We start from the raw sequence: 15,686 nt of genomic DNA, 5'->3' as shown, positions 1-15,686 counted from the left end.
TACGGTCCGCCGCCATGTCTACCCCCAGGATCTTCATCGATGGCCACGTCGGCACGACCGGCCTCCGGATCCGCGACTGGCTCGCGGGACGGGACGACTGCGAGATCTGGACGCTGCCCGAGTCGGAACGGAAATCCGAGGAGGCCCGGAAGAAGGCGATCGCCGAGGCGGACGTCTCGGTCCTCTGTCTGCCGGACGACGCGGCGATCGAAGCCGCCGGCTGGGCCAAGGAGAGCGGCGGACGGATCGTCGACGCGAGCTCGGCCCACCGGGTCGCCGAGGACTGGGTCTTCGGCCTGCCCGAGCTGACCCCGGACCACCGGGACGCGATCGCGAACGCCCAGCTCGTCAGCAATCCCGGCTGCTACCCCTCGATCTTCATCCCGCTGGTCCGGCCGCTGGTCGACGAGGGCCTGCTCGCGAAGAGCGCCGGCCTCTCGGTCCACGGCCTGTCCGGCTACTCGGGCGGCGGAAAGACGCTGATCGAGCGCTGGGAGTCCCCGGACGAAGGCCGCGTCGGCCTGCCCTACGAGGCCCCCTACGCCCTCGACAAGATCCACAAGCACGTGCCCGAGATGCAGACCTACACGCTGCTCGAGCACCCGCCGCAATTCGTTCCGGCGGTCGGCCCCTTCAAGTGCGGCATGCGCGTCGAGGTCCCGATCCATCGGAGCCTGCTCCCCGCCGGCACGACCGGAGCGCAGGTCTGGCAGGTCCTGGCGGAGCGCTACGCGGGCGAGCCCTTCGTCCAGGTCGCCGAGTTCCGGGGTCTCGAGCCCGTCGACGACTTCGCCCTCGACCCCCAGGTCCTGAACGACACCAACGGGCTGCGCCTCCACGTCCTCCCGAACGCCGCCGGCCACGTGCTGCTCGTCGGGATCCTCGACAACCTCGGCAAGGGCGCGTCGGGCGTGGCGATCCAGTCACTGAACCTGATGCTCGGGCTCGGTGAGACCACGGGCCTCCCGACCCCGCCCTGATCGACCGCTGAAACCGCCCTCAGTTCCGTTTCAGCTCGCCGTCGACGGCCGCGAAACCGCCCTCAGGCGCGTTTCAGCCGCCACGAGAAGCCCGCCGGAGGCCCGTCCCCCATCCGGCCGGGCGGGCACACTCCTGTCGAGAATCCGGGGGAATTCTCGTCTAGAGCGCCTCACGCGCAGCAGACCCGGGAAAAACTGATCCTTGTGTGAAGTGCTTCACAGTGGGAATCCGTGATCCAGAACACTCTAGGGCCGCATTCACAGAACGAGGACCGAGTCGGCCGGGCGAATTCGCCGACTCAATCAGGAGTGAACGACATGCAGCCCCAGCGACCCTCCAAGACCCGGAACCAGACCTCCGAGAGCGACCGCGCCCGTGACCGCGAGCTCGTCGACCGCGTGCTCGCCGGCGATCAGATGGCCTTCTCGGAGATCTACGACAACTATTTCCCGCGGGTATACGCCTTCACGCTCAAGCGCGTCGGCGATCCGGCGGAAGCCGAGGACCTGACCCAGGAGACCTTCGTCCAGCTCTACCGCTCGCTCCCCTCCTTCGAGGGCCGCTCGAGCCTCCTGACCTGGACCTTCGGCATCGCCCACAACGTCTGCTCGCGCTTCTTCCGCCACTGCTCCCGCTGGATGGTCGGCCCGAAGGATGCCCGGGAGCTCGACGACAAGCCGGTCGAGTCGACCATCGAACGCAAGGTCGACGCGGCGCGCGTCCTCGACCGCTGCGACGAGATCCTCTCGGAGAACCGACGCCCCGCGCACCAGGAGATCTTCCACCTGCGCTACGGCGAGAGCCACTCGATCAAGGCCATCGCCGAGAAGGTCGGCAAGAGCAACGAGGCCGTGAAGGTGAGCCTGCGCCGCAGCCGCGCGGTCCTCGCCGACAACGTCCCCGAGCTCGACGTCGTCCTCGGCAACGTCGCGCAGTCGGCCTGAGCCCTTCTCTCCGGGCCGCGGCGCACTCCTCGTTCGACCCGCCGCGTTCCATGGAATCCGACGCCGTGGCTCCCCGCCGAGGCGCGTTCCAGCCGCAGCCACCCGCCCGATTCGACCGCTGGGGTCGCGTCGTGGCGGGTGTCTTCGTTTCGGGCCAGCGCCTTCGGGTCCGAGACGGCGGACGCGTCGCCTAGCGACCGATCCCGCCTTCGTCCTCGAACCAGCGCGCGAAGAAGCGCTCGACCGTCGCCCGACAGCGGTCCTCGGCGAGGCCGTACTGGCTCGCGAGGATGACGACGAGGTCTTCGATGGTCGTGCGGCCGTCGATGCACTTCAGGATCTCGACGTCGAAAATCCGTTCGGCGCGCAGCGATTCGAAGCGCGGATCCGCCGGGATCGGCTTGCGCGGATCCGTCATCCACTCGGGATAGAACGCGAAGGGCGCGACGTCGCCGAGGGCTTCGGGCCGACGCGCTTCGAAGGCGAAGATCTCCTCGTTCCGACGCGGCATCGCGTGCGGAGAATGGAGGTACCGCACGGTCTCCGTTCCGGCCTGCAGGACCTCCCAGCCCGAAGCATCGAGCACATCGGCGATCTCTTCCGGAGTGAGCCGATCCGCCGGGCCCTGCCTCTCGAAGGAGAGCGGACCGAAGCCGACCAGGCGGCCGCCGGGCGCGAGACGACGAGCGAGACGGGCGGCGAGGGACGGGAAGGCCTCGGGCACGATGTCGAGGAACCAGGGCGTGACGAGGAGATCGAAGGTCTCGTCCGCGAAGGGCGGGGCGAAGGCGTCGCCGAGCAGGAAGATCGGGGGATTGGCGCTCTCGCTCGGTGCTTCGAGGGTCTGATCGACGACGGCGTCCTCGACGGAGAGCGGGAAGCGGGCGAGCTCGGTCAGCGGGATCGACTCGCCCGCGGACGCGAGTGACCCGATCCGCGTGAGCAGCGGATTCAGGTCGAGCTGGACCACCGTCGCTTCCGGCGCTCGCCTCGCCAACTCCCAGGCGAATCGCCCCGGACCGCCGCCGAGCACGAGGGCGCGTGTGAACGCCTCGCCGACGAGCGGCGCGGCGAGGGCCGTCGTCTCGTCGATCTCCGCCTGGCCCCACGCCCAGTCGCGATAGGCCGTGTCGAGATAGCTCGTCACGTGCTGGGCGCTCGGGATCCGATCCGTCGGCAGGACCGCGCCCGCTTCGCCGTGTTCGAAGGAGAACGGGGCGAGCAGCGTCATCACCTGCTCCCCGAACCGCTCGAGTCCCGCGCGCTGTCGCGCGAGCCGTTCCCGGGTCGAGTCGACGAGGTCGTCGCGCGCGATCGCCGCGTCGAGCTCGTCGAGTTCTGCGAGCAGCTCCGTGCGGAAGCGCTGGAGCTTGGCGGCCCACTGCGCCCGCGAACCGGGGACATCGCGGTAGAGCCAGGGGATCCCGTCGTGGATCGGATAGAAGGCACCACAGGACGCACAGTCGAGGCTCGATTCGCCCGCGGACGGACTCGCCCCACAAGCGGGGCAGCGAACGAGCTCGACGAGGTCCGGCGTCGCGGGCATGGCTGGAAGATAGCGGTCTCCGCCGAGAACCCGGCGCCGAGCGTCGACGGGCCGCCCGTCGGACCGATCCGAGATCGGCGGACGAGCGGCCCGTGATCATCGGCACATCGCTTCAGCGCCTCAGTGGAAGAGACCCCGCAAGCTGCGCCGCACGACGAGACTCCGGAAGAAGTCGGCCTGGTAGGTGCCCTGGATCGGGCTCACCGTCACCGTCGTGCCGCCGAGCACGTTGCCCTCGCTTCGCGTGGACGTGTCCTCGGCATAGCCGGCCACCGTGTACGGGATCTCGACCGAGACACCCGGGAAGGGCGTGCCCGCCGGGATTCCGAACGCGACGGCGATCGGGCTGTCGCCGATCTGCTCGTAGAACTGCAGGCCGATGTTCGTGGCCGTCCCGACGTGGGTCAGCGCGAAGTCGTAGTCGTCCGCCGAGTTCGCCGGGTCGACGTCCGGGATGTTCACGTTCAGGCCGGTGCCGTGGGGCAAGCGGATTCCGTGGCGGCCGGCGACCGCTTCCACGACGCGAAGCGTGATCGCCGCGATCAGCTCCGCCTCCTCGGCCGTCTCGTCCTCGCTGTCCGCGCTGATCGCGATCGCCGGGATCCCGAGGTTGAGTGCGGTCACCGTCGCACCCAGCGTACCCGAGTGAGGCGTGACGAGGCCGAGGTTGTTGCCCTCGTTCGGGCCGGACAACACCAGGTCGGGCGGCCCTCCGAAGATCTGCTCTGCTGCGACGTCGATCCCGTAGAGTACCGACGCCGCCGGCGACCCGTCGACGTAGAATTGCTGGGGCGCGATCGTGGTCGGCCCGACGCCGGGCGAGCCCGCCGGAAGCAGTCCCCCCTCCGACGGCTCCGACGTCGGCAGGATCGGCCGCAGGAAAGCGATCTGCCCGCCGGTTCCGCTCTGGCCCAGATAGGGCGCGGCCATGATCACGTCATGGCCCGCGTCGACGAGCGCATCGAAGAGCGCCTGAATGTTCTCGGTCTCGAAGCCGTCGTCGTTGGTCAGCACGATTCGCAGCGACGAACCGCCTTCCGCCCAGCTCGCAGCCGGAGCGAGCAGCAACGCGACGAGTGTCACCCACAGCGACTTGCGAATACGGATCTCGATCTTCTTCATCACCCGTTCCTCCTGTCGAGACGACCCCGACCCGGGAGATCCAGGTGGCGATCGTCGCCCGCCCCTCACGGGGCAACCCGATCAGCCTAACATGGCGGGGAACAGGTAAACGAAGAGAAACGCCTGGGCTCGATTCCGAGAGCCTCGAGCCCCCGGGCGAGCGCCTCGCGCGGCCCGTGGAGGAATCGGCGGCGGCCGCTCGATCAGGCCAGCCCGGCCCGGAGCAGCGGCAGTGCCCGCGCGCTGCCCATCGCCGTGATCAGGGTGGACAACTTCGGCCCCTTCTCGCGCGCGATCAGGAGTTCGTACGCGTAGGGATAGAACTCCTTCGGACCGAGCGACGTTCCGTCGCAGAGCGTCTTCAGGTGTCCGATCAGCGCGTCTTCGGCGATCTCCGGATCCGCCTCGAGGACGCCGACCAGGCGCTCGAGGATCTGGCGGGGCTCGCCCTCGAGGGTCGCGTCGCCCGGCGTCTCGCGGATCCGGTAGCGGAACTCGTCCGGCGCGAAGTCGACGATCCAGTTCCAGACGCGCTCCGCGCGCATACGAAAACGCGCGCGCTCGGCGTCGGTCGCGACCTCGCCCGTCTCCTCGTACCACGCGAGCGCCCGCTCCACGTCGCCGTCGTAGATCTGCAGGATCATCGAGAGCGGCCGGAACGAAGGCACCCGAATCGGCACGTCGTCCGCTGAGATGCGAAGGCCGGCCGTGGAGGAGAGCTCGATCGTCCGCCGCACGATCTGGCGCTTCTTGTCCTTCTTGCTCCCGTCGTCCGGGGTGTAGGCCGTGGCGATCGCGCGGTCGTAGTCCTCGTAGAGCTTGATCACGTCGAGGTCGAAGCTGATCTGGAACTCGGAGTTGGGGCGCTGGCTCGCGAAGATCCAGCGGAGCATCTCCGGCTCGTAGACCTGGAGCGCGTCGGCGACCGTGACGGCCTCACCGGCGGAGCTCGAGATCTTGCCGCCCCGCCCCTTGATCCGGACGAAGTCGTAGGGCACGTACTCCGGCGCCCAGCCGTCGTAGACCGGTCCCACGATCTTCTTCGCCGTGTCGTAGGAGCCGCCGGCGGAGCTGTGGTCCTTGCCGCCGGGCTCGAAGCAGACGCCTTCGTACGCCCAGCGCATGGGCCAGTCGATCCGCCAGGGCAGCTTCACGTTTCCGCCCTCGCGCAGATCCACGCGCGACTCGGTCTCGCAGTCCCGACAGCGGAGATCGACGGTCCAGTCGCCATCCCAGGTGAAGTCGAGATCGTCTCGGCCGCAGGCCGGACAGAAGCCCGCGAGCGGAAGCCAATCGGAGGCCAGGGGCTCCTTGCGGAACTCGTCGAGGACGCCGCGGATCACGTCCTTGTCCTGGAGCGCCTTGCGGATCCCTTCGGCATAGGTCCCGGCGCGGTAGGCCTTCGACTGGCGGATGAACTCCGGTGCGATCCCGAGCGGCGCGAGGCTCGATTCGAACGCCGCGATGTGGTGGCTCGCGTAGGAGTCCGCGGGTTCGGCCTTCTCGTCGGCGAACGGATCCGGCACGTCCGCCACGCTCCGCCGCAGGTTCTCGGCGAGCATCTCCTGCTGCGGCGCGTCCTTCGGCACCTTGCGAAAGACGTCGAAATCGTCCCACGAATAGATGAAACGCACCGGGATCCCCTGGTCGCGCAGCGCGCGGGCGACGAGGTCGACGGTCATGACCTCGCGGAAGTTCCCGATGTGGACGACGCCCGAGGGCGTGATCCCGGCCGCGCAGACGATGGGGCGTTCGTCGCCCTCTTCACGGGGATGGGCGGCGACGACTTTGCGCGCAGCAACGTCGGCCCAATGCGAGAAATAGGGATCGAAATCAGGCTTGCCCACGCGTCCTGCGCCTCCGAGGGCCGGAGTTAAGCAGGCGCGGGGGGAAAGGCAAGAAGCGCGCCCCGCGGCGGCCGGAGGTCGCGAGGGATCAGAAGGCCGCGCGCGCCGTTCGCTCGCGGACGTCGGCGCCTTCGCTTCACGCCTCGCGGAGGACACCGCCTCGCGGCGGTGCGATCCGATCAGGCGGAAGCGGGCGCACCCAACGGCTTCGCCGAGCGATCGGCCGAAGCCTGCTCACGGCGCGCGTCGGCCTTCTGATACAGCACCTCCACGTCGCGGAGCGACTCGAGGAGACGCGCGTAGATCCGGATCTTCAGGCCTTCGAGCGCCGCGTAGGCGACGAGAGCGAAGACGCTCGACGTGAGCGCGATCGCGAGCGCGCCGAGCTCGAGGGAGTCGTCGGCGAGATGCATCGAGAGGAAGAGGATCAACATGCCGCCGGTCGTCCCGATGAAGCCGATCGGCGGGAGCAGACTCGCGTACATGGTGATCAGCCGTGCGTAGTTGTGCTCGTACTCGTTCACGACGTACTGACGCGTCGCATCGAAGACGAAATCCGCCGGCTGCCCTTCGCGCTCGCCGTCGCGGAGCGACTTCTGGAGCACTCGCAGCATCAGGCAGGCCAGCGGCTCAGTCTTGCCGTCGTCCGCCGGGCGGTTCTTGCGCAGCTCTTCGGTGGGCACGCGGCGCGTCGCCGCCCAACCCGCGAGACAGATACGGATCCCCTGGAAGAAGGGAACACAGACGGCGGCGAGCGCTACGCCCGTCACCAGGAAGGTCATCGTTTCATCACCGAGCATTCGGATTCCCCTTGCGTGCTACGCAGGTCGTCTGGATTCGGAGGGAGCCTTCAGCGCTCCTTGGATGGAGCCATCAGCGCCTCTCGTGAGTTGGGATCGGCGCTCAGCTCGACCACTTGCGATCGCGGAGCATCTGAAGCGCTTCACCGAGGGGTCGCTGCTCTCCGCGCGGATACTCGACGAGCATGCCCTCGCGACCGAGGAAGCGATTCTCGATGTCCTCGATCGACTCCTGCACCCGACGCGTGTACCGCATCTGCGCGAAGAGTTCGGCCTGCAGGAAGCGCAGGTTCGCATCGAGGGCCATCACCTCGGGATGACTGCTCTGCCACTGCGGGCGGAGAAGCGCGGCGAGATGGGTGCCCATGTACTCGTCGAGGAAGCCGTCGAGGAGCGCGACCGATCGACTGTCCTTGCGGTCGACCATGCTCTCCATGGTCGCCTCGAAGTGCATGAGGTCGCGCCAGGCGCGGTCGAGATCCATCCGGCGCTGGGCGAGGGCTTCGCCCCCGAGCGGCGCCTCCTCGACGCCGGACGCCGCTTCCATCGCCTCGAAGTCGGGCTCGCCTCCACCCGCACAAGCGAGGAAGGGAACGATCGCCAGGCAGGCGAGTGCGCGGAGCGCGTGGGTTCGAATCATCGTCATCTCTCGTTCCTCGCTTCCTAGCCTTCGTGGTAGAGGCGGCGGAGAAGGGTGTGGACCGGGTGCTGGCGCTGGCTGCGCAGATCCGGGGCGAGCTCCTTGCTCTCGACGACCGCGCGGAAGAGCGGAAGCGCCCGAGCGCGCGCCGCGATCTGCTTCTCGAGCTTCGAGAGCTGACGGCCCCCGTCCTCGAGCTCGCGCGCGATTCGCCGCGACTCGGCGGTCCCGAAGGCGACGGTCGATTCGCCTTCGCCGGCGCCCATCGCGGCCGGGCCGGGGTTGCCGCGCTGGTTCGCATCGCGGCGGGAAGCCAGCTGGTCGAGCTTGCTCCGAAGCTGCCCGCGGCGCGTCTTGAGATCGTCGAGGCTCTTCTCGAGCTCGGCGAGACCCGTCGCGTCCGCGAAGCCCATGTACATGAGCACGAGCTCGTCCCCGAGCCCCTTGCGGAAGGTCGCGATCGTGCGCGAACCCGCGCCGTTCTGCGCGATCCAGGACGCGGCGTGACGCGAGCCGGCGACCGTCTCGGCGATCGGTCGGGCGAGCGCCAGGAAGTCGTTGGCGCGGCCCCGCCGCTCGAGGGCCGTCGTGAGCGCCGGCCAGAGCGTACGGTCGAAGGGATAGGCGCGCAGGGCGAGCTGATAGCGCTCGACCGCGAGCTGGATCTCCGCCGGTCCCGGGTTCGCGAAGCCGTAGGCCACGAACGCGTCACCGTATCCGCGCGCCGCCTCGTAGGCGGCGAAGTAGGCGGAGTCCGGGACGTAGTCCGTCGCGTCCGCCGTCGCGTAGCGGTCGAAGTGAGCCAGGTAGCGGGCGTAGAGCCGCGCGGCGTTCCGGGTCAGGTCCGAGCTCCGGGCCGGATCCTCGAGGGCGCGGGACAGGTAGTAGTCGGCGCTGTTGAGCGTCGCCTCCTGGATCTCCTCCCAGAGACCGCGCATCGACTCGAGATAGCTCTCGTAGCCGCTCGTGCGGAAGCCGAGCTTCGCCCAGCCGCCGTCGCGGGCCTCATGGAGCATGCCGTAGACCTGGAGCGCGCCCTCGATCGTGAACGGAACCTCGACGTCGGGGTCGACCCCGAGGCGCTGCTTCGCGGCGAACACCTCGCCCATCTGGCGGAGCACCCGGGTGTAGACCGCCGACTGACCCGACGGCGTCTCCGCCAGGTCGATCGCCCGACCGTAGGCGGACGAGGCCGCGCGAATCGAAGCGATCGTCTTGTCGGAGAGTCCCTCGCTCGCGAGCAGACCTCGGCTCTCGTCGTGGAGCTTGGTCGCCTCGAAGAGGACGAGGGTGAAGGTCAAACTGCCGCCATCGGACTCGGGACCTTCGAGACGGTTGATGATGCGCTCGAGGTAGTCGCGAACGGAGGCCTCGACGGGAATCACTTCGGGGTGCGCGCCGACGCGCTGGTCCGCGAGGAGCCGGACGACCGAGGCGAGCGGGTCGAGGCCGATGCTCATGCCCATCTCCTGGCTGCGCAGGAGGGTGAGCCGGGCAACGTTCTCGAAGACGTAGGGCAGGGCCGAAACGAAGCCCGAGTTCGCCGATTGCGAGAGCGAGAGGGCCTGGAGGGTCTCGAAGGGCGACTCGAGCGGAACGACCACGTCCATCCAGAGCGCGAGAACGTGCTGGACGAAGTCGGAGTCGCTGCCCCGCTCGAGGGCGCGGTGGGCGTGGATGTAGTGGTACCAGTAGCGATCTTCGTGCCGGCTGTTCTCGTCCGCGAAGATCTCGATCGTGTCGACGCTCTTGTCGAGCTCGGCGGGCTCGCGCGTCGAGAGGTACTGGAGGAGCTGCGCGATCGCGCGGCGACGCGTGACCGACGAGTCCTCGCCGCCCTTCGCCTCGCGGTCCTCGATCGTCCGCTTGATGTACGCGTCGAGGGGCAGCCCGATCTCGGCCGCATAGCCGTCGAGCCGATCCATCAGCTGTTCCGCGTCGGAAGAGCTGAAGACGTAGGCGAAGTCGAGGTAGTCATCCCAGGTCGGCTGGTTGGCGTGCGCCGTGCCGACGGCCAGGAAGAGCGCGACCAGGACGGTCGCGGTCAGGCCGAGGATGCGGATCGGGTTGGATGTCATCGCGTTTTCCCTCTAACGCGCCGCACGAAGGCCGGCGCTCTCGAGACACTCGAGTGCATTACGAAGCTCGTCGCAGCGATCGCCCGCTGCGCCCCCGGCCCCCCGATCGATCCACATCAAGAACGCATTCAGGTTCTTGGTCTCGACGAATCGATAGGTGCCCTTTCGACTTACACACTCCTCCTGCGTCTTTACGGCCGCGACGACCGCCTGCTTGAGGCGATCCTCTTCGCGGTCGCTGACACAGGCAGCGAGCGAGCCGAGGGGGACTCCGGCCACACCGGGGCGAACACCTTCAGACGGCGCCTGAGTCGGCGCAGACCGCCCCTGACGCGCCGCGAGCTGCGGCGGCGGGGCGACGGGCATCCTGGGCGCCCGAGCGGGGGCCGCGGCCGGGCGCGGGGCCCGGCGGGGAGCCTGCGCCTTCGGGGCGGTCCGCTCGGTTCGACCGGGGGCGGGCAGCGACGGGCGCGGCTTGTTCGGGACGGCGGCCGCGGCCATCGCCGGAGCCGGCGCGCGCGGTCGTCGAGCCTGACTCGGCGCAGGCGCGCGGGTCCGATCCGGGCGCGGTCCGGGCGGCGGCGGCGCCACCTTCGGCTGGGCCGGCGCGGGCGCGAGACCGGGCATCGGGCGCGGCCGCGCTCCCGCCGTGGGGCGGGCGGTCGCGACGCGGAACTGCTTCTCCGGCGGGGGCGGCGCCTCGTACGCCGGCGCCGCGGGCGCCGTCAAAGCGGGCGCGACGCGGGCCATCTCGGGCTTCGGCGCACGGCTGGCCCGCGCGATCCGCTCGGGAGCCGGGGCCTTCTTCGGCGGCGCCTTCATCCGATCGATCGCCACCCGCGGCTTCGGCGCGAGCTTCGGCATCTCCCGCTTCGGTCGCTCCATGCGCGGCTTCGGGGGCGGGGGCGGCGGCTCGACCTTCGCGATCTGCGGGATCACGGGCTTCGGACGCGGCTTCGGCTTGACGTTCTCCGGTTTCGGAGGCGGCGGCGGCTTCTCGGCCAGCTTCGGCTTCGGAGGCGGCGGGGGTTCGGGCTTCGCGGGCTCGGGCGGCGGGGGCGGCGGCTCGACCTCGGCGACCTCGATCGGCGGCGGCAGCTCTTCCTCGAGCGGCGCGACGGGCGTCTGGAACATGACCACTTCGATGTCCGACGTGTCGGAGTGGTCCCGGGTCAGCGTCGTGACGAAGGTCGCGAGGATCAGGAAGCCCAGGGCGAGCGCCGGCGTGTGCGCGACGATCCGACGCGCCACGACGAGCGGACTGCCCTGGAAGAACTCCCAGAACATCGTCGACACGCCTTCGCGAAAGCCGCCGGCCTTCGCGCGAAGCGGTCGCGCGTGCAGGGGGATCCGCGCGGCACCGAAGCCGTAGTGGCGATGAACGCGCCAGCTGCTCATCCGCGATCGAAGACCCGATTGACGGCAACGCGACGCCGACCCGGCCAGAGCTCTTCGAGCATGGCGGCGGCCTCGAGCATGTCCTGGCTCCGGGAGTCCTCGTGCGGCGCGAGCATCGGCTTCGCCAGGCTGCCCGCCTTCAGGTCCGCGAGCTGCACACGAAGCGCGTCGGCTTCGATCCGCACACCTTCCTCCGCGACTTCACCACCCATGACGCGCACGAGCTCGTAGGGGCTCGATGCTTCCTCTTGCGGCGGATGGACGCGGAGCTGCCAGACCTCCGCCGCGCTGTCGCCCATCTCGGTCGACGCGGCAGCGCCGACCTTCGGGACGATCATCTCGCCGAGGTTCGGGATCTTCGCACCCGGATCGGGCGCGAGCTGGGTCATCGCGATCAGCATCAGGAATGCCAGATCGACGAAAGAAAAGAGCCAGGCCGGCGCGGCGCCGTCCGTCTGCTGCATGGTCCCCTCCTGATCCGCGCTCCTCGCGCGGATGCAAGGCCGTGGCGCTATCTGATCTGCGTGAACGCGATCAGGTTCGCGGCCTCCGTTCCCAGGGCGTTGCCCGGGAAGAGCGTGTTGAAGTCACCGGCGGTCGATCCGTGGAGCGCCATGTAGTTGAGGATCGCCAGCTGGGCGAGCGCCTCGGGATTGTTGGCGACCGGGTTCGCGCCCGTCTCGACGGTGCCGCTCGTTCGGAAGTGCCCGATCTGCCGGGTGGTCGCGAAGGCCGGCACGAGGTCCGGCTTCGCCGACTGGCGGTAGACCAGGAACACGCCGCAGGCCGTGTTCGAGTTGTCCGACTGCCAGGCGCCCTTGCCGCGTCCGTCCGCGGAGTTGTCGATCTGGCCGTCCGAAGAGAGCGAGCCGTCGGTGAAGAGATAGATCATCACGTCACCGACGAGCGGGTTGCGGCGCGCGTACTCGAGGATCGCGCCGATGCACTGGCCGGCAGTGAAGTCCTTGAGCTCACCGCGCGAACGCGTGCCGCCGTGGTAGTCGTAGCCGCCCATCTCGATGGTGCCGGCACCAGCGTGGCCTTCACAGACGAGCTTCATGACCGAGGCGGTCTTTCGGAACTCGCTCTCGTCGAAGTCGTCCCCGAAGAAGATCGCGCCGCTCGGGTTCGCCGGATCGGGGTCGTAGATGACCGGATCGAGCCGCGGATCCAGGGCGTCGGGACTGCCGAAGAGCGTGATCAGATCGTTGCTCTGCTGGTAGGCACAGTTGACGAGATCCTTGACCGCCGCGTCCTCGTTGATCTGTTCGACCTTGAGGGCGGAGAGCGCCTGGATCGCGTCGGCCACCTGCCCGGCACCGTCCGTACCGAGCAGGAGCGGGAGCTTGCCCGTGTCGACGAGACCGGTGACGTCGTCCGGACGATCGATCTTCGTCGGCCGCCACTCGGGCACGACCAGCGAGGCCGGCGCCATGCTGCGACCGCCGGATTCGGAGTTCGCCGAACCGATCAGGCGGAGCAGCCCGCCATCGGCACCGTACCGGGCGATCCCGTACATCGGGTTGAGCGGATTGTTCTGCGTGTCGTTCGAAGAGCGCGACGGAACGATCACGCCCTCCACGTTCGGCAGCGTGAGGACCGGATCGGCGCGATCCAGGATCCCGCGCATCAACGCCGAGTCGAAGTGGAAGCGCAGGTTCATCGTCCGGTCGTAGGAATCGATCGCGCCGTTCAAGGGCGTCATGTCGAGAGGCAGTCCGAGCCGCTCGTAGCCCTCTTCGGTCATCGGGTCTTCCTGCCCACCCGGGCCGCCGACGCTCACGTTCGAGCCCGCGATGTTCGCACCACCGCCGAGATCGATCGCGATGAAGGGGACCAGGCCGGCGCCGGCGCCGGTCAGCGAGCAGCTCGCCTGAGCCGCCGCTTCGCGAGCACCGAGCATCGAGAGCATCGAAGGAGCGGCGATCGTGGCCGCACCGGTGATGAATCCCTGCCCGAGGAACTGCCGTCGCGAGACCGGGCGCGGATGATCCGGATGGAACATCGGCGCGTCGCTCTCCTTGCCACGGCCCTCGAACTTGGGCGTCTTCTTCAGTCGCTTCAGGGGTTTCATGTCGTTCCTCCGCGAGGGAGTCGGTCCGAAGGACGCGCCTGCGCGTCCTTGCGCGGACGACCGCCCGGGATCGATCAGTGGATGTGGACGGCGCCGCTCGAGATGGCCGCAGTACAGAGGCCCTTCACGATGGAGCGCGTGTACTCGTCATCGCAGGCAGGCTGGACCGGCGGACCGGCGCCACCGCAGCTTCCGAGAAGGTCCATGACCAAGAGGTCGAGAGTGGCCTCGGCCTCGTCGCGGGCGGGGTTCCCGCCGACCATGCCACGCAGACCCGCACCGACGATCTTGTCGAGAATCGGGTCCGTGATCAGATCGACGTCCGCGGGATCCGCGAAGGCCGTCGCCGGCGGCGAGGTCCAGCCGAAGCCGGCCGAACCCTCGAAGAAGGTCTCGCGCATGCCCCCGACCCCGGAGTCCTCGACGATCGTGTCGCAGTACTCGATGCCGAGCTTCGCGATGCCGACCTGGTTCGCGGAGACGAAGCTCCGCAGGTCGTTCGTCGCGGGCAGCTGGGTGACGAGCGCGTCGTAGGTCGTGTCGACCGCGGCGGTCTGGGGATCGACGCCCGAGACCGCGGCCATCGAAGCGTTCACGCGAGCGAAGCTCCGGACACCGAGGACCGGCACCGGGTCGCCGAAGTCCTCGGCACCCGGCGTCGGCGGCGTCGAAGCGACGACCGGCTCCTGGAAGATGCCGAGCTGCTCGAAGGAGAGCTGGAAGGTGTCGGTGTTCGGATCGACCAGCCCGCCGACCACGGAGCACTGTCGGGAGAGCAGCTGTCGCGAGGACGTGACGAGCGCGTCCATCGTCGTGAAGCCCTGACCCGAGACCGGCACGACGCCGTTCAGCGAGATGCGCATGTTCTGGACGCGGATCGGAGCCCCGACGTCGGTCACGAACGTCGGCGAACAGAAGAGATAGGAGTAGCTGTCGAGCTCGGTCAGCGAGAACTCGATCGTCGAGTTGCCGCCGGTCCACTCGGACACGTCGAACGCGAGGGTGATGCGCTTTCCGATGCCGGCCTCGTAGTTCTGGCGAACGGCAGCCGCCGGCATGACCCGATCGTAGACCGCCGCGAAGCGGACCTTGCCGATCCACGGCCGATCGTTGGAGCGTTCGTTGCCGATGATGACCTGCTGGTTCGTGAGCCAGTTCCAGAGGCGACTCGACGGCGTCTCATCGATGTCGTCGGTCCAGCGCCCGTCGACGTAGATGCGACGGCCAGCGACCTGGTCGTAGGTGAGCACGACGTGCTGAAGGGTCGCCTGCGCGTCCTGGTCGACGTCGTAGGTCTCGAGCTCCGGGCTGCCGTTGCCGTTCGTCTCCGTGCTGAAGCTTCGGTTCCGGGCGATGTACTGATAGGCGACCTGGCCGAGCATCATGTTGCGCTGACCGGTCGACCGGGAGTAGGTGAAGATCCGCGCAGGACCGTCCTGGGTGATGTTCGCCGGCGCGAGCCACATCTCGAGCGTGTACTGCTGGGAGCCGGTGTCCACGTCCGCGACGCGGTCGTAGAACTTGCGGCTCGAGGTCTCGTCCGCGATCGCGCGGCCGCCGGTGAGGTCGATGCCGTAGCTCGTCATGAACTCGACGTCGCCCTCGAGGGTCAGGTCCATCGGCGGCGCGACACCGCTGGTATCGGCGGCGACGGTGCCCGTGAGCTCCTTGAAGTCCCAACGCGCGATGACACCGGTCTCGTAGCGCTCGTCGCCGACTTCTTCGAAGCCGTCGAGGCTCGTCCGGGTGTTGCTCGTCAGGTTCGCCACGTCGACGCTCGCAGTCGAACCGCCGGACGCTTCGATCGCGTCCTGCCAGTTCTGGATCTCCGTGAGCATCGTATTCGCGTCGGTCGCACAGTCCGACCAGCAGAAGTGGAGGTCGGAGCCGAGTCGGCGCACGAGGCGCGACTGAGCCAGGTCCGAGAAGTTCACCTTCTGGTTGTCGACCACCGCCGACCATGCCGTCGACGAGTCCACGTGAGCGATTCGCGGCGCGCCGGGGCCCGCTGCATCGTGACAACCCGCGCAATTCGCGCGGAGGACGGGGTAGACCGTCGTCTCGAAGCTCGTCACCTGCTCGGCGACGGAGAGGCCGTCGGGCAGCCCGGTGCCGAAGGTGGTGGAAGCCGTGGTCGCGTCCGTGGACGGCGCGCCGTAGTCGCCGCAGGCCAGGGCGACGAGCGGCAGCAGCGCCACGAGTGCCGTCCAGAGCGACGTCCTGGTTCGTTGTTCTTCGAGCTGGTGCATCTCGTGC

The 15,686-nt window shown here is 68.8% G+C and carries 12 protein-coding genes; 2 read left to right on the top strand and 10 right to left on the bottom strand.

Annotated features, from left to right (window positions below; all coding sequences use genetic code 11):
- Nucleotides 1-14: 14 nt before the first annotated feature.
- Nucleotides 15-980: an N-acetyl-gamma-glutamyl-phosphate reductase gene (argC, locus tag NXI30_16885; protein ID MCR9095899.1), complete on the top strand. Its 966-nt coding sequence runs from the start codon at nt 15-17 to the stop codon at nt 978-980.
- Nucleotides 981-1,298: 318 nt separating this feature from the next.
- Complete coding sequence (locus NXI30_16880; GenBank protein MCR9095898.1) at nt 1,299-1,925, top strand: RNA polymerase sigma factor; 627 nt, start codon at nt 1,299-1,301, stop codon at nt 1,923-1,925.
- 190 nt (nt 1,926-2,115) lie between these two features.
- On the opposite strand, the gene NXI30_16875 is transcribed toward NXI30_16880, so the two are convergent.
- The 10 genes from NXI30_16875 to NXI30_16830 all read right to left on the bottom strand — a co-directional run bounded on the left by NXI30_16875 (nt 2,116) and on the right by NXI30_16830 (nt 15,679).
- Complete coding sequence (locus tag NXI30_16875; protein MCR9095897.1) at nt 2,116-3,471, bottom strand: PqqD family peptide modification chaperone; 1,356 nt, start codon at nt 3,469-3,471, stop codon at nt 2,116-2,118.
- Between the two features lie 120 nt (nt 3,472-3,591).
- Nucleotides 3,592-4,593 carry a 5'/3'-nucleotidase SurE gene (gene surE, locus NXI30_16870; GenBank protein ID MCR9095896.1) on the bottom strand — a complete coding sequence of 334 codons (1,002 nt, stop codon included), beginning with the start codon at nt 4,591-4,593 and terminating at the stop codon, nt 3,592-3,594.
- Between the two features lie 203 nt (nt 4,594-4,796).
- Nucleotides 4,797-6,440 carry a lysine--tRNA ligase gene (gene lysS / locus NXI30_16865; protein ID MCR9095895.1) on the bottom strand — a complete coding sequence of 548 codons (1,644 nt, stop codon included), beginning with the start codon at nt 6,438-6,440 and terminating at the stop codon, nt 4,797-4,799.
- 179 nt (nt 6,441-6,619) lie between these two features.
- The gene (locus NXI30_16860; protein MCR9095894.1) at nt 6,620-7,240 is read right to left on the bottom strand and encodes a hypothetical protein; all 621 of its coding nucleotides are present in this window, start codon (nt 7,238-7,240) and stop codon (nt 6,620-6,622) included.
- 103 nt (nt 7,241-7,343) lie between these two features.
- Entirely contained in the window at nt 7,344-7,886 is a 543-nt protein-coding gene (locus NXI30_16855; GenBank protein ID MCR9095893.1) for a hypothetical protein, read from the bottom strand.
- 17 nt (nt 7,887-7,903) lie between these two features.
- Entirely contained in the window at nt 7,904-9,958 is a 2,055-nt protein-coding gene (locus tag NXI30_16850; protein ID MCR9095892.1) for a hypothetical protein, read from the bottom strand.
- Between the two features lie 12 nt (nt 9,959-9,970).
- Complete coding sequence (locus tag NXI30_16845; GenBank protein MCR9095891.1) at nt 9,971-11,356, bottom strand: hypothetical protein; 1,386 nt, start codon at nt 11,354-11,356, stop codon at nt 9,971-9,973.
- Entirely contained in the window at nt 11,353-11,820 is a 468-nt protein-coding gene (locus NXI30_16840) for a hypothetical protein (protein MCR9095890.1), read from the bottom strand. The genes NXI30_16845 and NXI30_16840 overlap by 4 nt, the downstream gene beginning before the upstream one ends.
- A gap of 47 nt (nt 11,821-11,867) precedes the next feature.
- On the bottom strand, nt 11,868-13,430 hold the full coding sequence (locus NXI30_16835; GenBank protein ID MCR9095889.1) for a general secretion pathway protein GspF: 1,563 nt from the start codon (nt 13,428-13,430) through the stop codon (nt 11,868-11,870).
- 74 nt (nt 13,431-13,504) lie between these two features.
- The gene (locus tag NXI30_16830) at nt 13,505-15,679 is read right to left on the bottom strand and encodes a LamG domain-containing protein (protein MCR9095888.1); all 2,175 of its coding nucleotides are present in this window, start codon (nt 15,677-15,679) and stop codon (nt 13,505-13,507) included.
- Nucleotides 15,680-15,686: the final 7 nt, after the last annotated feature.

Source organism: bacterium, assembly GCA_024742285.1.
Classification (GTDB): domain Bacteria; phylum Myxococcota_A; class UBA9160; order UBA9160; family UBA4427; genus UBA4427.
Note: the sequence above shows the minus strand (reverse complement) of the source record. Positions and strands in the feature narration are given on the sequence as shown.

Excerpts from the sequence above, each read along its gene's own strand:
- argC (MCR9095899.1), top strand. The coding sequence starts at position 15 with ATGTCTACCCCCAGGATCTTCATCGATGGCCACGTCGGCACGACCGGC.
- NXI30_16880 (MCR9095898.1), top strand. The coding sequence starts at position 1,299 with ATGCAGCCCCAGCGACCCTCCAAGACCCGGAACCAGACCTCCGAGAGC.
- NXI30_16875 (MCR9095897.1), bottom strand. The coding sequence starts at position 3,471 with ATGCCCGCGACGCCGGACCTCGTCGAGCTCGTTCGCTGCCCCGCTTGT.
- surE (MCR9095896.1), bottom strand. The coding sequence starts at position 4,593 with ATGAAGAAGATCGAGATCCGTATTCGCAAGTCGCTGTGGGTGACACTC.
- NXI30_16860 (MCR9095894.1), bottom strand. The coding sequence starts at position 7,240 with ATGCTCGGTGATGAAACGATGACCTTCCTGGTGACGGGCGTAGCGCTC.
- NXI30_16855 (MCR9095893.1), bottom strand. The coding sequence starts at position 7,886 with ATGACGATGATTCGAACCCACGCGCTCCGCGCACTCGCCTGCCTGGCG.
- NXI30_16850 (MCR9095892.1), bottom strand. The coding sequence starts at position 9,958 with ATGACATCCAACCCGATCCGCATCCTCGGCCTGACCGCGACCGTCCTG.
- NXI30_16845 (MCR9095891.1), bottom strand. The coding sequence starts at position 11,356 with ATGAGCAGCTGGCGCGTTCATCGCCACTACGGCTTCGGTGCCGCGCGG.
- NXI30_16840 (MCR9095890.1), bottom strand. The coding sequence starts at position 11,820 with ATGCAGCAGACGGACGGCGCCGCGCCGGCCTGGCTCTTTTCTTTCGTC.
- NXI30_16835 (MCR9095889.1), bottom strand. The coding sequence starts at position 13,430 with ATGAAACCCCTGAAGCGACTGAAGAAGACGCCCAAGTTCGAGGGCCGT.
- NXI30_16830 (MCR9095888.1), bottom strand. The coding sequence starts at position 15,679 with ATGCACCAGCTCGAAGAACAACGAACCAGGACGTCGCTCTGGACGGCA.